Annotated in this window: 16 protein-coding genes and 1 riboswitch; of the genes, 13 read left to right on the top strand and 3 right to left on the bottom strand. The window is 70.1% G+C overall.

Annotated elements, in window-relative coordinates; genetic code table 11:
* The first annotated feature begins 60 nt into the window (after positions 1–60).
* Positions 61–618: a helix-turn-helix domain-containing protein gene (locus ABZ453_RS11315; protein ID WP_359014069.1), complete on the top strand. Its 558-nt coding sequence runs from the start codon at positions 61–63 to the stop codon at positions 616–618.
* A gap of 554 nt (positions 619–1,172) precedes the next feature.
* On the opposite strand, the gene ABZ453_RS11320 is transcribed toward ABZ453_RS11315, so the two are convergent.
* A complete protein-coding gene (locus ABZ453_RS11320) occupies positions 1,173–1,745 on the bottom strand; it encodes a M23 family metallopeptidase (RefSeq protein WP_359013878.1) in 573 nt (190 codons plus the stop codon).
* 271 nt (positions 1,746–2,016) lie between these two features.
* Here ABZ453_RS11320 and rpsB point away from each other — a divergent pair, with 271 nt between their 5' ends.
* The 12 genes from rpsB (at position 2,017) to ABZ453_RS11380 (ending at position 13,528) form a co-directional block, all read left to right on the top strand.
* The gene (rpsB, locus tag ABZ453_RS11325; protein WP_359013880.1) at positions 2,017–2,973 is read left to right on the top strand and encodes a 30S ribosomal protein S2; all 957 of its coding nucleotides are present in this window, start codon (positions 2,017–2,019) and stop codon (positions 2,971–2,973) included.
* Positions 2,974–3,123: 150 nt separating this feature from the next.
* Positions 3,124–3,960, top strand: coding sequence for a translation elongation factor Ts (gene tsf, locus ABZ453_RS11330; RefSeq protein WP_133047347.1), 837 nt, complete (start codon positions 3,124–3,126; stop codon positions 3,958–3,960).
* A gap of 166 nt (positions 3,961–4,126) precedes the next feature.
* A complete protein-coding gene (gene pyrH / locus ABZ453_RS11335) occupies positions 4,127–4,885 on the top strand; it encodes a UMP kinase (protein WP_208782990.1) in 759 nt (252 codons plus the stop codon).
* Positions 4,886–5,028: 143 nt separating this feature from the next.
* A complete protein-coding gene (gene frr / locus ABZ453_RS11340) occupies positions 5,029–5,586 on the top strand; it encodes a ribosome recycling factor (protein WP_359013883.1) in 558 nt (185 codons plus the stop codon).
* Positions 5,586–6,710 carry a phosphatidate cytidylyltransferase gene (locus tag ABZ453_RS11345; RefSeq protein ID WP_359013885.1) on the top strand — a complete coding sequence of 375 codons (1,125 nt, stop codon included), beginning with the start codon at positions 5,586–5,588 and terminating at the stop codon, positions 6,708–6,710. The genes frr and ABZ453_RS11345 overlap by 1 nt, the downstream gene beginning before the upstream one ends.
* 99 nt (positions 6,711–6,809) lie before the next feature.
* Positions 6,810–7,259 carry an SRPBCC family protein gene (locus ABZ453_RS11350; protein WP_359013887.1) on the top strand — a complete coding sequence of 150 codons (450 nt, stop codon included), beginning with the start codon at positions 6,810–6,812 and terminating at the stop codon, positions 7,257–7,259.
* 166 nt (positions 7,260–7,425) lie between these two features.
* A complete protein-coding gene (locus ABZ453_RS11355) occupies positions 7,426–7,551 on the top strand; it encodes a hypothetical protein (protein ID WP_359013889.1) in 126 nt (41 codons plus the stop codon).
* Between the two features lie 163 nt (positions 7,552–7,714).
* On the top strand, positions 7,715–8,821 hold the full coding sequence (gene rlmN, locus ABZ453_RS11360; RefSeq protein WP_359013891.1) for a 23S rRNA (adenine(2503)-C(2))-methyltransferase RlmN: 1,107 nt from the start codon (positions 7,715–7,717) through the stop codon (positions 8,819–8,821).
* A 22-nt stretch (positions 8,822–8,843) separates the two neighbouring features.
* A riboswitch (TPP riboswitch) is annotated at positions 8,844–8,951 on the top strand.
* Positions 8,948–10,033 (top strand): thiamine ABC transporter substrate-binding protein, encoded by a 1,086-nt coding sequence (locus ABZ453_RS11365; RefSeq protein ID WP_359013893.1) that lies wholly within the window; start codon positions 8,948–8,950, stop codon positions 10,031–10,033. Its footprint overlaps the riboswitch before it by 4 nt.
* 59 nt (positions 10,034–10,092) lie before the next feature.
* A complete protein-coding gene (locus ABZ453_RS11370) occupies positions 10,093–11,694 on the top strand; it encodes an iron ABC transporter permease (RefSeq protein WP_359013895.1) in 1,602 nt (533 codons plus the stop codon).
* Positions 11,695–12,714, top strand: a complete 1,020-nt coding sequence (locus ABZ453_RS11375; RefSeq protein ID WP_359013897.1) for an ABC transporter ATP-binding protein — start codon at positions 11,695–11,697, stop codon at positions 12,712–12,714.
* A gap of 25 nt (positions 12,715–12,739) precedes the next feature.
* On the top strand, positions 12,740–13,528 hold the full coding sequence (locus ABZ453_RS11380; RefSeq protein WP_359013899.1) for a maleylpyruvate isomerase family mycothiol-dependent enzyme: 789 nt from the start codon (positions 12,740–12,742) through the stop codon (positions 13,526–13,528).
* A 62-nt stretch (positions 13,529–13,590) separates the two neighbouring features.
* On the opposite strand, the gene ABZ453_RS11385 is transcribed toward ABZ453_RS11380, so the two are convergent.
* Positions 13,591–14,289 (bottom strand): LAETG motif-containing sortase-dependent surface protein, encoded by a 699-nt coding sequence (locus tag ABZ453_RS11385; RefSeq protein ID WP_359013901.1) that lies wholly within the window; start codon positions 14,287–14,289, stop codon positions 13,591–13,593.
* Positions 14,290–14,450: 161 nt separating this feature from the next.
* Positions 14,451–15,572, bottom strand: a complete 1,122-nt coding sequence (locus ABZ453_RS11390; RefSeq protein WP_359013903.1) for an LOG family protein — start codon at positions 15,570–15,572, stop codon at positions 14,451–14,453.
* Positions 15,573–15,575 lie beyond the last annotated feature (3 nt).

The following is a 15,575-nucleotide window of genomic DNA, read 5'->3' on the forward strand; positions in this document are numbered from 1 at the left end:
TCCCGCCCGGAGTGGCGCGTCCGTAAAGTGGTTGACGTGCCAAGGATTCGAGCGGCCTCCGTGGCCGAGCACCGGTCGATGCAGCGAGCCGCCCTGCTGGACGCGGCCCGGTCGTTGCTGTCCGAGGGAGGGACGGACGCGCTGACGTTCCCCGCGCTCGCCGAGCGAACGGGGCTGGCGCGGTCGTCGGTGTACGAGTACTTCCGGTCCCGGGCCGCCGTCGTCGAGGAACTGTGCGCGGTCGACTTCCCGGTGTGGGCGGCCGAGGTCGAGGCCGCCATGTCGGGGGCCGGTTCGGCGGTGGGCAAGGTCGAGGCGTATGTGCGGCGGCAGCTGGAGCTGGTGGGAGACCGGCGGCACCGCGCGGTCGTGGCGATCTCCGCGAGCGAGCTGGACGCGGGGGCCCGGGAGAAGATCCGGGCCGCGCACGGCGGGCTCGTGGCGATGATCGTGGAGGCCCTGGGCGAGATGGGGCACCCCGAGCCCCGGCTGGGCGCGCTGCTGGTGCAGGGGGTCGTGGACGCTGCGGTCCGGCGGATCGAGCTGGGGGTGGCAGAGCCTCCCGGGGTGATCGCGGACGCGGCCGTGGCGTTGGTGCTGAGGGGTGCGCGCGGCTGAGGCGGGCAGGGCGAGCGGTGCCATTGCTCGTACGGGCCGAGCAGGCCGCTGCGCGGGGCTGTGCCCGCTGGCGGAAGGCGGGCTCGGCGCCATTGCCCCGTGGGCTGAGCAGGTCGCTGCGCGGCTGTGCCCGCTGGTCGAAGGCGGGTTCGGCGCGACTGCCCCCGAGGCTGAGCAGGTTGCCGCGCGAATGCGCTCCTCGCTGGTCGAAGGCGGGCTTGGTGCTATTGCTCCGGTGGGCTGAGCAGGTCGCTGCGCGGCTGTGCCCGGTGGTCGAAGGCGGGTTCGGCGCGACTGCCCCCGTGGGCTGAGCAGGTTGGCGCGCGAATGCGTTCCTCGCTGGTCGAAGGCGGGCTTGGTGCTATTGCTCCCGTTGGCGAGCAGGTCGCTGCGCGGCTGTGCCCGGTGGTCGAAGGCGGGTTCGGCGCGACTGCCCCCGTGGGCTGAGCAGGTTGGCGCGCGAATGCGCTCCTCGCTGGTCGAAGGCGGGCACGGTGCGTCTGCTCCCGCAGGCCGCAGGCCGCAGGCACGCACGGCACAACTGTCACCGCAAGCTACCCAGGCAGCGGAACCCCCAGTACCGGCAGCAGTCTCGACGGGCCCCTGTGCAGGAGCCACGGTGGGAGTAGGGACAAGGGGTCCAGGTAGGTCTCGCCCCGCAGCAAGCCCCAGTGGACGCACGTGACCGTGCAGTGCGAGCCCGTGGGGTCCACCGTCCCCACCACCTCGCCGGCCTCGACCTCGTCCCCCTTCTGCGCCGACGCGCTCACCGGTTCGTAGGTCGTGCGCAGGTCCGTGCCCGTCAGTTCCACCGACACGACTCCCCTCCCCGCCACCCGGCCCACGAAGGACACCCTGCCGGCTGCCACCGCGCGGACCGGTGACCCGGCCGGGGCCGCCAGATCCACGCCGCGGTGGCCCCGGCCGTAGACCGTCGCCGGGGGCTCCCAGCCCCGCACGACCGCGGGACGGGTGCCCACCGGCCAGGCGCGGCCGATGGCGGGAACGCCAGGGGGCGGGTCGACCGGGGGCGGTGGGGGCTCCGCCCAGGCCCAGGGGGTCAGGACGGCCCACGTCAGCGCCAGGAGAGCCGTCATCGTCAGACGCACGTATCGGTTCGCTCGCATGACGGAACCGTCCCGCACCAGCCGCCGATCATGGCGGGATCTGTGGACTACTCCCGGGTTGTGGACAGCGGCGTCACCCGGTGCCTCGCCGGTCCCGTACACTTCTTCTGGCGATCCGGGGCACCGGGTCGACTTCGCACGCCCCGACACCAGGTGATCACAAGCCGGTGTCAGCGCCTCTCGGTCCTCTGTGGCACGGCGCACGCGGGCGTCAGGCGCGGATACCGCACGGCATCCGCGGGACAACCGAGAAATTCAAGGAGATACGGCCATGGCCGTCGTCACGATGCGGGAGCTGCTGGAGAGCGGCGTCCACTTCGGTCACCAGACCCGTCGCTGGAACCCGAAGATGAAGCGCTTCATCTTCACCGAGCGCAACGGCATCTACATCATCGACCTGCTCCAGTCGCTGTCGTACATCGACCGCGCCTACGAGTTCGTCAAGGAGACCGTCGCCCACGGCGGCACGGTCATGTTCGTCGGCACGAAGAAGCAGGCGCAGGAGGCCATCGCCGAGCAGGCCACCCGCGTCGGCATGCCCTACGTCAACCAGCGCTGGCTGGGCGGCATGCTCACCAACTTCTCCACCGTCTACAAGCGTCTGCAGCGCCTCAAGGAGCTCGAGCAGATCGACTTCGAGGACGTCGCCGCGTCCGGTCTGACCAAGAAGGAGCTTCTCGTGCTCTCGCGCGAGAAGGCCAAGCTGGAGAAGACCCTCGGCGGTATCCGCGAGATGCAGAAGGTGCCCAGCGCCGTCTGGATCGTGGACACCAAGAAGGAGCACATCGCGGTCGGTGAGGCCCGGAAGCTCAACATCCCGGTCGTCGCGATCCTCGACACCAACTGCGACCCCGACGAGGTCGACTACAAGATCCCGGGCAACGACGACGCGATCCGCTCCGTCACCCTGCTCACCCGTGTGATCGCCGACGCCGTCGCCGAGGGCCTCATCGCCCGCAGCGGTGTCGCCACCGAGGGCAAGGAGAAGGCCGCGGGCGAGCCGCTCGCCGAGTGGGAGCGCGACCTGCTCGAGGGCGAGAAGAAGGCGGACGAGGCCGAGAAGCCGGCCGAGGCCGCCGCTGAGGCTCCTGCCGCCGAGGCCCCCGCGGCCGAGGCTGTCGAGACCCCGGCTGCCGAGACCCCGGCTGCCGAGACCCCGGCTGCCGAAGCCCCGGCTGCCGAGACCCCGGCTGCCGAGGCCCCGGCCGCGGACGCCGAGCAGGCCTGATCAGTCAGCGTTGACGGCGGGGGCGGCGACATCCGGGTCGCCCCCGCCGTTCACCCGTAGGTCAGTGGAGAGTCGGCGGCCCCCGCTACATGAGGGCCGTAGACCCGTAGATCTTCGATCTTCCAGACTTCGAGAAAGATTCACAGACTCATGGCGAACTACACCGCCGCCGACGTCAAGAAGCTTCGTGAGCTCACCGGCGCCGGCATGATGGACTGCAAGAAGGCACTGGACGAGGCCGAGGGCAACGTCGAGAAGGCCGTCGAGGCGCTGCGCATCAAGGGCCAGAAGGGCGTCGCCAAGCGCGAGGGCCGCTCCGCCGAGAACGGCGCCGTGGTCTCCATCATCGCCGACGACAACTCCTCCGGCGTCCTCGTCGAGCTGAAGTGCGAGACGGACTTCGTCGCCAAGGGCGAGAAGTTCCAGGCCGTCGCCAACGCGATCGCCGAGCACGTCGCCAAGACCTCCCCGGCCGACCTCGAGGCCCTGCTGGGCTCCGAGATCGAGGCCGGCAAGACCGTCCAGGCGTTCGTGGACGAGGCCAACGCCAACCTCGGCGAGAAGATCGTCCTGGACCGCTTCGCGCAGTTCGCCGACGGCTACGTGACCGCGTACATGCATCGCACGATGCCCGACCTGCCCCCGCAGATCGGTGTCCTCGTCGAGCTGGACAAGCCGAACGCCGAGGTCGCCCGCGGCATCGCCCAGCACATCGCCGCCTTCGCGCCGAAGTACCTCTCCAAGGAGGACGTGCCGGCCGAGGTCGTCGAGTCCGAGCGCCGCATCGCCGAGGAGACCACCCGCGCCGAGGGCAAGCCCGAGGCCGCGATCGCCAAGATCGTCGAGGGTCGTCTCAACGGCTTCTTCAAGGACGCCACCGTGCTCGGTCAGCCGTACGCGCTCGACGCGAAGAAGTCCGTCCAGAAGGTCCTGGACGAGGCCGGTGTCACCCTGAAGCGCTTCACGCGCATCAAGGTCGGCATCTGAGTCCGTACCGCGATCGGCGCGCGACCCCGATAGGGTCGTACGCAGTTGTCAGCGGGTGACGGACGACAGCGGATCTGACGAGGAGGCCATTGCCGAGCACGGGAACCAAACCCCAGCGGCAATGGCCTTCTTCGTATGTGCAACAGGTGAAAGAGGCGGGATCTCCATGACCACCAAGCCCCAGAAGAGCGACGACGGCAAAGTACCCGGCCGGTTTCTGCTGAAGCTGTCCGGAGAGGCCTTCTCCGGTGGCGGGGGCCTGGGCGTGGACCCCGACGTGGTGCACAAGATCGCCCGTGAGATCGCGGCCGTCGTCCGCGACGGAGCGCAGGTCGCGGTCGTCATCGGCGGCGGCAACTTCTTCCGCGGCGCGGAGCTGCAGCAGCGCGGCATGGACCGGGCCCGCTCGGACTACATGGGCATGCTCGGTACCGTGATGAACTGCCTCGCCCTCCAGGACTTCCTGGAGAAGGAGGGCATCGACAGCCGGGTGCAGACCGCCATCACCATGGGCCAGGTCGCCGAGCCGTACATCCCGCTGCGGGCCGTGCGTCACCTGGAGAAGGGCCGCGTGGTCATCTTCGGCGCCGGTATGGGCATGCCGTACTTCTCCACCGACACCACCGCAGCCCAGCGCGCCCTGGAGATCGACGCCGAGGCGCTGCTGATGGGCAAGAACGGCGTGGACGGGGTCTACGACTCCGACCCCAAGCGCAACCCGGACGCCGTCAAGTTCGACTCCCTCGGCTACGGCGAGGTCATCACCCGTGACCTCAAGGTCGCCGACGCCACCGCCATCACGCTGTGCCGCGACAACAAGCTCCCGATCCTCGTCTTCGAGCTCCTGACCGAGGGCAATATCGCCCGCGCCGTCAAGGGTGAGAAGATCGGCACGCTGGTGGGTGACCAGGACAGCCGGGACTGACAGCAACACCGACGGACCCTGACCGGGGGATGGACAATGTCCCGCAGGTCGGGAACCGTGCAGGAAGAAGACGCGACGCAGCCGGCCGCCGCCCCCCACAGGAACCGCAGCCGGGCCTTACTCAAGACACGCAGGAGCAAGTGGTGATCGAAGAGACCCTCCTCGAGGCCGAGGAGAAGATGGAGAAGGCCGTCGTGGTCGCCAAGGAGGACTTCGCCGCGATCCGCACCGGTCGTGCGCACCCGGCGATGTTCAACAAGATCGTGGCCGACTACTACGGCGCGCCGACGCCGATCAACCAGCTGGCTTCGTTCTCCGTGCCGGAGCCGCGCATGGCGGTCGTGACCCCGTTCGACAAGACGGCCCTGCGCAACATCGAGCAGGCCATCCGCGACTCCGACCTGGGCGTCAACCCGAGCAATGACGGCAACATCATCCGGGTGGTGTTCCCCGAGCTGACCGAGGAGCGCCGCCGCGACTACATCAAGGTCGCCAAGGGCAAGGCCGAGGACGCGCGTGTGTCCATCCGCTCCGTGCGCCGCAAGGCCAAGGACGCCCTCGACAAGGCCGTCAAGGACGGCGACGTCGGTGAGGACGAGGGCCGCCGCGCCGAGAAGGAGCTCGACGACACCACGCACAAGTACGTGGCCCAGGTGGACGAGCTCCTCAAGCACAAGGAAGCGGAGCTGCTCGAGGTCTGATGAACAACTCTTCCTGGGGAGCGCCGCCACACAACGGGTACTGGGGGCCGTCCGACCAGGGGCCTGTCCAGGGGGCTGCCCCGGCGGGTCCCGCGTACGATGCGCCTGAGGCGCAGCAGACTCGCCCCATGCCCATCGTGCCCGAGGTACCCGCGTACGGCGGAGACCAGGATGACGACCGGGGGGCCGCACGGCTGAGCGGCCCCCTGTTCCGCGACGAGACGCCGCAGGCACCGCCGCCCCTGGCGGTGCAGCAGAATCCGGAGCCCATGCCCGACGCCTCGCAGTCGGCGCCCCAGCCGCAGAAGAAGAGCGCTGGGCGCGATCTGAGCGCGGCCATAGGTGTCGGCGTCGGACTCGGCGTGGTGATCATCGCGTCGCTCTTCGTCGTCAAGGCCGTCTTCGTGGGCGTGGTCGCGGTCGCCGTGGTCGTCGGCCTGTGGGAGCTGACCAGCAGGCTCGCCGAGCGCAAGGACATCAAGGCGCCGCTGGTTCCGCTGGCGCTCGGCGGCGCGGCGATGGTCGTCGCCGGATATGTGCGCGGGGCCGAGGGCGCGTGGGTCGCCATGGCGCTCACGGCACTCGCGGTCCTCGTCTGGCGCATGACGGAACCGCCGGAGAACTATCTCCGGGACGTCACGGCGGGCGTCTTCGCGGCGTTCTACGTGCCGTTCCTGGCGACGTTCGTGGCGCTCATGCTCGCGGCGGACGACGGGCCGTGGCGCGTCCTGACCTTCCTCCTGCTCACGGTCGTCAGCGACACGGGCGCGTACGCCGTCGGCTGGCGCTTCGGCAAGCACAAGCTCGCGCCGCGCATCAGCCCCGGCAAGACGCGGGAGGGTCTGCTGGGCGCGGTGACCTTCGCGATGGTGGCGGGCGCGCTGTGCATGCAGTTCCTGATCGACGACGGTGCCTGGTGGCAGGGCCTGCTGCTGGGTCTCGCCGTCGCGGCCAGCGCCACGCTGGGCGACCTCGGCGAGTCGATGATCAAGCGGGACCTGGGCATCAAGGACATGGGCACGCTGCTGCCGGGACATGGCGGCATCATGGACCGCCTGGACTCCCTGTTGCCCACGGCGCCCGTGGTGTGGCTGTTGATGGTGTTGTTCGTGGGGGCCGGCTGACGGGTCCGGGAGTCCCGCTCGCTCGTTGGCGCGGCCGTCGGGCGAGTGGGACGATCCCCGTGTAAGCCCTCGAAGGGGATCCCCTGAAAGGAGGGCGTCATGTCCGCCTTCCATGAAGAGATCGACGTCGACCGTGCTCCTGAGGACGTCTGGGCGTACGTCATCGATCCCTCCCATCTGCCCGAGTGGCAGCTGAGCGCGGTATCCGCGGAGCGGCTCGACGAGGGGCCGCTGCACACCGGATCCCAGGTCCGGGTCACCCGGCGCCTCGGGCACCGCCGTGAGATGCCGATGACCATGGAGTACACCGAGTACGACCCGCCGCACAGCTGGAGTGTGCGCGGCATCGACGGCCCGGTCAGGGGCCTGTTCCACGCCGAGGTGGAACCGCTGGACGACGGGCGCCGCTCCCGGGTGAAGATGGACCTCGACTTCGAGGGCCACGGCCTCGGCAAGGTGATGCTGCCCCTGTTCGTCCGCCCCCAGGTCCGCAAGGAACTGCCGCGCAACGAACGCCTGCTCAAGGACCGCCTGGAGCACACGTCCTAGCGTCGCTTCCCGGCCCTCGCTGCGAGGTGCAGACGTCCTTCAGCTCGTCGGCCGCCTTGTCGATCGCACGCGAGTCCGGGTTCTCGCCGGCGAGGACGGCCCTGTTGTAGTCGGCGACGGCCCGGTCCAGGTCCTGCACAGCCTTGTCGACCTTGCCGTCGCCAGTGTGGTCACCGATGCTGTCGAGTTCTTCTCGGTGGTGTCGATGGACTCGCCGATCCGCGAGGGGCCGCTCGCCGCGGCCGACCCGGCCTCGTGGATCGCCCTCGGACTGCCCGCGATCGTGTCGTAGCCGCGCACGCAGCCCGGCGCCCTGGCCGGCTCGATGTCGAGGTCTCCACCATCCCGGCGCCTCCCCTGCCCCACGAGGGAACCCGCCCCTGTATCGGAGGCGGAGTGGGCTACACCTCAGCTGTCCCGGGCCACCCGGTTCGATCTGCGACACTGGTTGAGCCATGCCTAAGCCCGGAGAACTTACTTTCGTCGCCCCCCGCGGAGCTCAGAAGCCGCCGCGGCATCTTGCCGATCTCACTCCTGCCGAGCGCAAGGAGGTCGTTGCCGAGGTCGGGGAGAAGCCGTTTCGTGCCAAGCAGTTGTCGCAGCACTACTTCGCGCGGTACGCGCACGACCCCGCGGAGTGGACCGACATCCCGGCCGCGGCGCGCCCCAAGCTGCGGGAGGCGCTGCTTCCCGAGCTGATGACCGTCGTACGGCATCTGTCGACCGACCAGGGGACCACCCGCAAGACGCTGTGGCGGCTGTTCGACGGGACGCTCGTCGAGTCGGTGCTGATGCGGTACCCGGACCGGGTGACCATGTGCATCAGCTCGCAGGCGGGGTGCGGGATGAACTGCCCGTTCTGCGCCACCGGGCAGGCCGGGCTGGACCGGAATCTGTCGACCGCCGAGATCGTGCACCAGATCGTGGACGGGATGCGGGCGCTGAGGGACGGAGAGGTCCCGGGCGGGCCCGCGCGGCTGTCCAACATCGTCTTCATGGGGATGGGGGAGCCGCTCGCCAACTACAAGCGAGTGGTCGGAGCCATTCGCGCGCTCACCGACCCCGCCCCCGACGGGCTCGGGCTCTCGCAGCGCGGGATCACCGTGTCGACGGTCGGGCTCGTGCCCGCCATCCATCGCTTCGCCGACGAGGGCTTCAAGTGCCGGCTCGCGATCTCGCTGCACGCCCCCGACGACGAGCTGCGTGACACCCTCGTCCCCGTGAACACGCGCTGGAAGGTGCGGGAGGTGCTCGACGCCGGGTTCGAGTACGTGGAGAAGAGCGGGCGACGGCTGAGCATCGAGTACGCGCTCATCCGGGACATCAACGACCAGGCGTGGCGGGGTGACCGGCTCGGGCGGCTGCTCAAGGGCAAACCCGTGCACGTCAACCTCATTCCGCTGAACCCGACCCCGGGCTCGAAGTGGACCGCCTCCCGGCCCGAGGACGAGAAGGCCTTCGTCGAGGCCATCGCCGCGCACGGTGTACCGGTGACCATCCGGGACACCCGAGGTCAGGAGATCGACGGGGCCTGTGGACAGCTGGCGGCCACCGAGCGGTAACCTTTGCCCGTACGTACACCTTCATATCCGACAGGGGAGCGCCACAGCGCTGAGAGTGCGGCAATCGGGCCGCAGACCCTCTGAACCTCGCCCAGGTCATTCTGGGTAGGAAGTTCGGTCATCACCGTGAACACCAAGAAGTACTGTGCTGCCGTCATAGGCCTCGGCTGTGGCCTCGGCATGCTCACGCTGTCCGCCTGCGGCTCCTCAGGCAGCGGTTCCTCCGCCGACTCCAAGACCGTCACCCTGGTCAGCCACGACTCCTGGGCCGTCTCGAAGAGCGTCCTCGCCGACTTCGAGAAGCAGTCCGGCTACAAGGTCCACGTCCTCAAGGACGGAGACGCCGGGCAGGCCGTCAACAAGGCCATCCTGACGAAGGACAACCCCCAGGGCGACGTCTTCTTCGGCGTTGACAACACCCTGCTCTCCCGGGCCCTCGACAACGGACTGTTCCAGTCGTACGAGGCGAAGGGCTCCGACCGGATCAAGCCGCAGTACCGGGTCGACCAGGACAAGCACCGGGTCACGCCCATCGACTCCGGCGACATCTGCGTCAACTACGACAAGGCCTACTTCAGCAAGCACCAGCTGACCCCGCCGCAGTCCTTCGACGACCTGGTCAAGCCCGAGTACAAGAACCTCCTCGTCACCGAGAACGCCGCCACCTCCTCGCCCGGCCTCGGCTTCCTGCTCGGCTCCGCCGCGAAGTACGGCGATGGGGGCTGGCAGGGCTACTGGAAGAAGCTCAAGGCCAACGGCGTCAAGGTCGTCGACGGCTGGGAGCAGGCCTACAACGAGGAGTTCTCCGGCTCGGCCGGCGGCAAGAAGGCCAAGGGGGACCGGCCGCTCGTCGTCTCCTACGCCTCCTCGCCGCCCGCGGAGGTCGTCTATGCCGACCCGAGGCCGAAGACCGCGCCGACCGGAGTGTCGTACGGCACCTGCTTCCGGCAGATCGAGTACGCGGGACTGCTCAGCAACGCGCACAACAGCAAGGGCGGCAAGGCGTTCATCGACTTCCTGGTGACCAAGGAGTTCCAGGAGGACATGCCGCTCAACATGTTCGTCTACCCGGTGATCGAAGGGGCCGCGGTGCCCAAGGAGTTCACCGAGTACGGTCCCGCCGCCAAGAACCCCGAGACGATGGCTCCCGCGAAGATCGCCGCCAACCGTGACCAGTGGGTCAAGTCGTGGACGTCACTCGTACTGAAGTAGCCCCGACCGAAGCGGCCCCGCGCAGGACCCGGCAGGGGAACGCGGCGCGTTACGGGCTCATGGCCGTGCCCGTCGCGTTCTTCGCACTGTTCTTCGCCTGGCCCGTCGCCGCGATCGTCGCGCGCGGGCTGAAGGTCGACGGGGCGTGGCGGCTCGGGCGGATCGCGGACGTCGTCACCCAGTCCGACATCCGGCACGTCCTGTGGTTCACCACCTGGCAGGCGCTCGCCTCAACAGCGCTCACCCTCCTGGTCGCCCTTCCCGGCGCCTACGTCTTCGCGCGCTTCGACTTCCCGGGCCGACAGGTGCTGCGGGCCGTCGTCACCGTCCCCTTCGTCCTGCCGACGGTCGTCGTCGGAACGGCCTTCCTCGCGCTCGTCGGACGCGGCGGACTGCTCGACCAGTTGTGGGGCGTACGGCTGGACACGACCGTGTGGGCCATCCTGCTGGCGCACGTCTTCTTCAACTACGCGGTCGTCGTACGGACCGTGGGCGGACTGTGGGCGCAACTGGACCCGCGGCAGGAGGAGGCCGCGCGGATGCTGGGCGCGTCCCCGCTGCGCGCCTGGCGCAGGGTCACCCTGCCCGCCCTCGCGCCCGCCGTGGCCGCCGCCGCGCTGATGGTGTTCCTCTTCACCTTCACGTCCTTCGGCGTCGTCCAGATCCTCGGCGGGCCCACCTTCTCCACCCTGGAAGTCGAGATCTACCGGCAGACCTCCGAGATCTTCGACCTGTCCACGGCCGCCGTGCTCACGATCGTCCAGTTCCTGGCCGTCGGCGCGATCCTCGCCGTGCACGCCTGGACGGTACGGCGGCGGGAGAGCGCCCTGCGGCTCGTGGACGCGTCCGTGACGGCCCGGCGGCCGCGCGGGACGGCCCAGTGGGCGCTGCTGGCCGGAGTCCTCTTCACCGTCGCCGTCCTGCTCCTGCTGCCGCTCGCCGTGCTGGTGCAACGGTCGCTGGACGCGCCGGACTTCCGCTACTACCGGGCGCTGACCAGCGAGACCGGCGACACCTTCCTCGTCCCGCCGATCGACGCGATCGGCAACTCACTGCAGTACGCCCTCGCCGCGACCGCCATCGCCGTCGTGATCGGCGCTCTGGCCGCCGCGGCCCTCGCCCGCCGGGACGCCGGACGACTGGTGCGCGGCTTCGACGCGCTGCTGATGCTGCCGCTCGGCGTCTCCGCGGTGACCGTCGGCTTCGGCTTCCTGATCGCCCTGGACAAGCCCCCGCTGGACCTGCGCCAGTCCTGGATCCTGGTGCCGCTCGCACAGGCGCTGGTGGGCGTGCCGTTCGTCGTACGGACCATGCTGCCGGTGCTGCGGGCCGTGGACATCCGGCTGCGGGAGGCGGCGGCCGTGCTCGGGGCCTCGCCCTGGCGGGTGTGGCGGGAGGTCGATCTGCCCCTGGTGCGGCGGGCGTTGCTGGTCGCGGCCGGGTTCGCCTTCGCCGTGTCGCTGGGGGAGTTCGGGGCGACCGTGTTCATCGCACGGCCCGACAACCCGACCCTGCCAGTCGCCGTGGCGCGGCTGCTCGGGCGGCCCGGGGACCTCAACTACGGCCAGGCGATGGCCCTTTCGACGATCCTGATGGTGGTGTGCGCGGTGGCGCTGCTGGTGCTCGAGCGGCTCCGTACCGACCGGACCGGGGAGTTCTAGATGCTGCTGAGCCTGGAAGAGGCCACCGTCCGCTTCGGCGCGCGGGCCGTGCTCGACGCCGTCGGCCTCGAGGTCGCCGAGCACGAGGTGGTGTGCGTGCTCGGGCCCAGCGGCAGCGGCAAGTCCACGCTGCTGCGGGCGGTGGCCGGGCTGCAACCGCTGGACGCCGGGCGGGTGTTGCTCGACGGCCGCGACCAGGCCGGTGTGCCCGCGCACAAGCGTGGGGTCGGCCTGATGTTCCAGGACCACCAGCTCTTCCCGCAGCGGGACGTGGGCGGCAACGTCGCCTTCGGCCTGCGGATGCACGGGGCGCCGAGAAGCGAACAGCAGGACCGCGTACGGGAGTTGCTGGAACTCGTCGGGCTGCCCGGCGCCGAGCGGCGGGCCGTGGGCGCGCTGTCCGGCGGTGAGCAGCAGCGCGTGGCGCTCGCCAGGGCCCTCGCGCCCCGGCCGCGGCTGCTGATGCTGGACGAGCCGCTCGGTCAGCTCGACCGCTCGCTGCGGGAGCGGCTGGTCGTCGAACTCCGGGAGCTGTTCGGCCGGTTGGGCACCACTGTGCTCGCCGTGACGCACGACCAGGGAGAGGCCTTCGCGCTCGCCGACCGGGTGGTGGTGATGCGGGACGGACGGATCGCCCAGTCCGGTACACCGCTGGAGGTCTGGCAGCGGCCGGCGGACGAGTTCGTGGCCCGGTTCCTCGGCTTCGAGAACGTGGTCGAGGGCACGGTCGCGGGGGAGGCCGCGGACACGCCCTGGGGCAAGGTCCCGGTGCCCGAGGACGCCCCCCAGGGCACCCGCGGTCTCCTGGTCCGCCCCGTCGGCGTCCGGCTCGTCCCCGCCGACGAGGGCCTGCGCTGCACGGTCGCCGCCCGCACCTTCAAGGGCACCCATGTCGCCGTACGTCTCCAGCCCGAGGACGCGCCCCGCCTGGAGGCGGCGTGCGCGCTGCGGGAGGCGCCGGAGGTCGGGGACGTGGTCGGCGTGGAGTTCGACGCGGCGGAAATCGTGGTGCTGGGCTGATCGGGTCGCGCATAGGGTGCGGTCCATGACCTTGCTTGCGTACGACCGCTACTGCGACGAGATAGCCCACCAGGTGGCCGAGTTGAGGACCGTGGTGACCTCCGGCGCCGATCTGTCCGCGAAGGTGCCCACCTGCCCCGACTGGACCCTGGAACAGCTCGTCCTGCACATGGGCGGGGTGCTGCGCTGGGTGGAGGTGCTGGTCAGGACCCGGGCCGAGGAGGATGTCCGGGACGAGGACATTCCCCGCGGCGACGGCCCGGAGACCACGGGCGACGCCGCCGAACTCGATGCCTGGCTCGCGGAGGCCGGTGACCTGGTCGTCCGCGCGCTCCGGGAGGCCGGTCCGGACGCCAAGGTGTGGTCGTGGGCCGGAATGCTCGGCTCCGGCTTCTGGGCGCGCCGGATGACCCACGAGATCACCGTCCACCGCGCGGACGCCACCCTGGCCGCCGGACTGCCCTACGAGGTCGCGCCCGACATCGCCGCTGACGCGATCGACGAGTGGTTGCAACTCGTGGGGCCGGCGGGCGAGCGCGGGGAGATGGAACGGCCGCTCGCCGCCGGGCGCAGCCTGCACCTCCACGCGACCGACACGGCACCCGAGTTGCGCGCCGAGTGGCTGGTCGAAGGGACCGAGCAGGGCGTCACCTGGCGCCGTGGGCACGAGAAGGCCGATGTCGCCCTGCGCGGACCGCTCACCTCCCTGCTCCTTGTCTTCTACCGCCGACTGCCGCTGGACGGTTCGGGGTTGGAGGTCCTCGGTGACCGGCAGTTGCTCGAATTCTGGCTGGAACGGGCGACGTTCGGCTGAACGACGAAGGCCCGTCCCCCGGGGATACGGGGACGGGCCTTCGCGATGGTGCTGGTGAGGCGTCAGCGGCCGCTGTTGGCCCCACGACGGCGCATGCCGAAGAAGACGGCACCGCCGCCGACGACGACGAGGGCGCCCGCGACACCGGCGATCAGGCCGGTGTTGGAGTTCGCACCGGTCTCGGCGAGGTTGGAGTCACCGGCCGCCGGGGACGGGGCGTTGGACGACGTGGTCGCCGGAGCGGTGCTGTCCGAGGCCGACGCGGTCGGGGTCGGGGTCTCCGAGGCCGGGGTGGTGGCCGGGGGAGTCGTGGCGGGCGCCGTGGTGGCCGGCGCCGTGGTCTCGCCCTTCGAGCAAGCCTCGGACGGGGTGGTCACGTTCGGCTTGATGTCCTTGTCGAACTTGAACTTCTCGGTGTCGACCGTGACGTGGACGCGGTACTCCGCGTTCGGCTTCCAGTCCTCGTCGAACGTGACAGGCGTGCCCGCGGCCGAGCCCTTGACGGTCTGCGGCTGGCCGACCGGAGTCTCGTTGCCGGCCGGACCCTCGAGGAACACCGTGATGGTGGCAGTCTGGCCGGAGGCGTCCTTGTCGGTGACGGTGATGACGCCCTTGCTGCCGTCGCAGGAAGCTGCGGCGGAGAAGTCCCGGATGTTGCACGCGAGCGCGGAGCCCGCGGCGCTCATGGCGAGCGCTGTCGAGGCCGCGGCGACGCCCAGGATCTGCGCGGAACGTCGGGCGGTACGGCGAGATATGGTCACTTTTGCCCTTCACGGGGATATGCAACTGAGGGGGGTTGTAAGAGAAGTGAGGCAACAGTGAGGTGAGGCTTCACTCTCCCCAGGAGGCTCACAGGTCTATAAGTGTTTCATAAGGAGTGTCAACGCATATGCCCGTCCCGGGCGTTGACTTTACCTTCTCATTAACCACCGACATGTTTCAACGCGTCAGGGGCCTCCTCGATCCGGTCAACGAGGGCGATACGGGACTCCATCGAGCGTTCCCGGGCTAGTGACCGCAAGAGGGGCCACGCCGGCAGCCGCTCCGTCCAGTGCTCCCGGTCGACGAGCACCATCGGCGTCGGCTCGCCACGCGACTCGTAGTAGTTGGGCGTCGCGTTGTCGAAGATCTCCTGTACGGTCCCGGCCGCGCCCGGCAGGAACACCACGCCCGCGTTGCACCGGGCCAGCAGTCCGTCCTCGCGGGTGGCGTTGGCGAAGTACTTGGCGATGTGCGAGGCGAAGGGGTTTGGCGGCTCGTGGCCGTAGAACCAGGTGGGGATGCCGATGGAGTGGTTGCCCTTCGGCCAGCGGGAGCGCACCTCGAAGGCGGCCCGCGCCCACTCGGTGATCGAGGGGGTGAACGAGGGCGCTTCGCCCAGCAGTTCGCACGCCTCGTCCAGCATCGCGTCCTCGTACGGCGCGGCGTACGCGCCCAGGTTCGCCGCCTCCATCGCGCCCGGGCCGCCGCCGGTCGCCACGGTCAGCCCGGCGCGGCTCAGCTCCCGGCCGAGGCGCGCGGCACCGGCGTACGCCTCCGTGCCGCGTGCCATCGCGTGGCCGCCCATCACGCCCACCACCCGGGCGCCGCGCAGGAGTTCGTCCAGGGCGTCGGAGACGGAGTCGTCGTGGACGGCGCGCAGCATCGAGGCGTATATGTCGCCGTCCGCCTTGGTGCGCTGGAACCAGGCGTAGGCGAGGGCGTCGGGTGTCTGCTCGTAGCCCTTGTCCAGGGAGGCGAACAGCTCGTCGGCGGTGTAGAGGCGGCCTCGGTAGGGGTCGAACGGGAGATACGGGACCGGCGGGAAGACCAGCGCCCCGTCGGCGCGGACCTTCGTCGCCGCCTCCTCCCGCATCGGACAGCCGAGGAAGACCGCCTCGGCGGTGTCCGTGGTCAGCAACTCCCTTGTCCGGTCCGTCAGATCGACGCCCTGTACGCGGTGGCCGGCGAGGGTGCCGCGGGCCGAGACCGTCGCGTCGAAGTCCTCGAGCGTTTCGATCTCGCGCTCGTCGTGGTGGGCCGCATGGGCCGGGCTCGTCTGCACGGG

The sequence above is a fragment of the Streptomyces sp. NPDC005799 genome (assembly GCF_040630525.1).
Classification (GTDB): domain Bacteria; phylum Actinomycetota; class Actinomycetes; order Streptomycetales; family Streptomycetaceae; genus Streptomyces; species Streptomyces griseorubiginosus_B.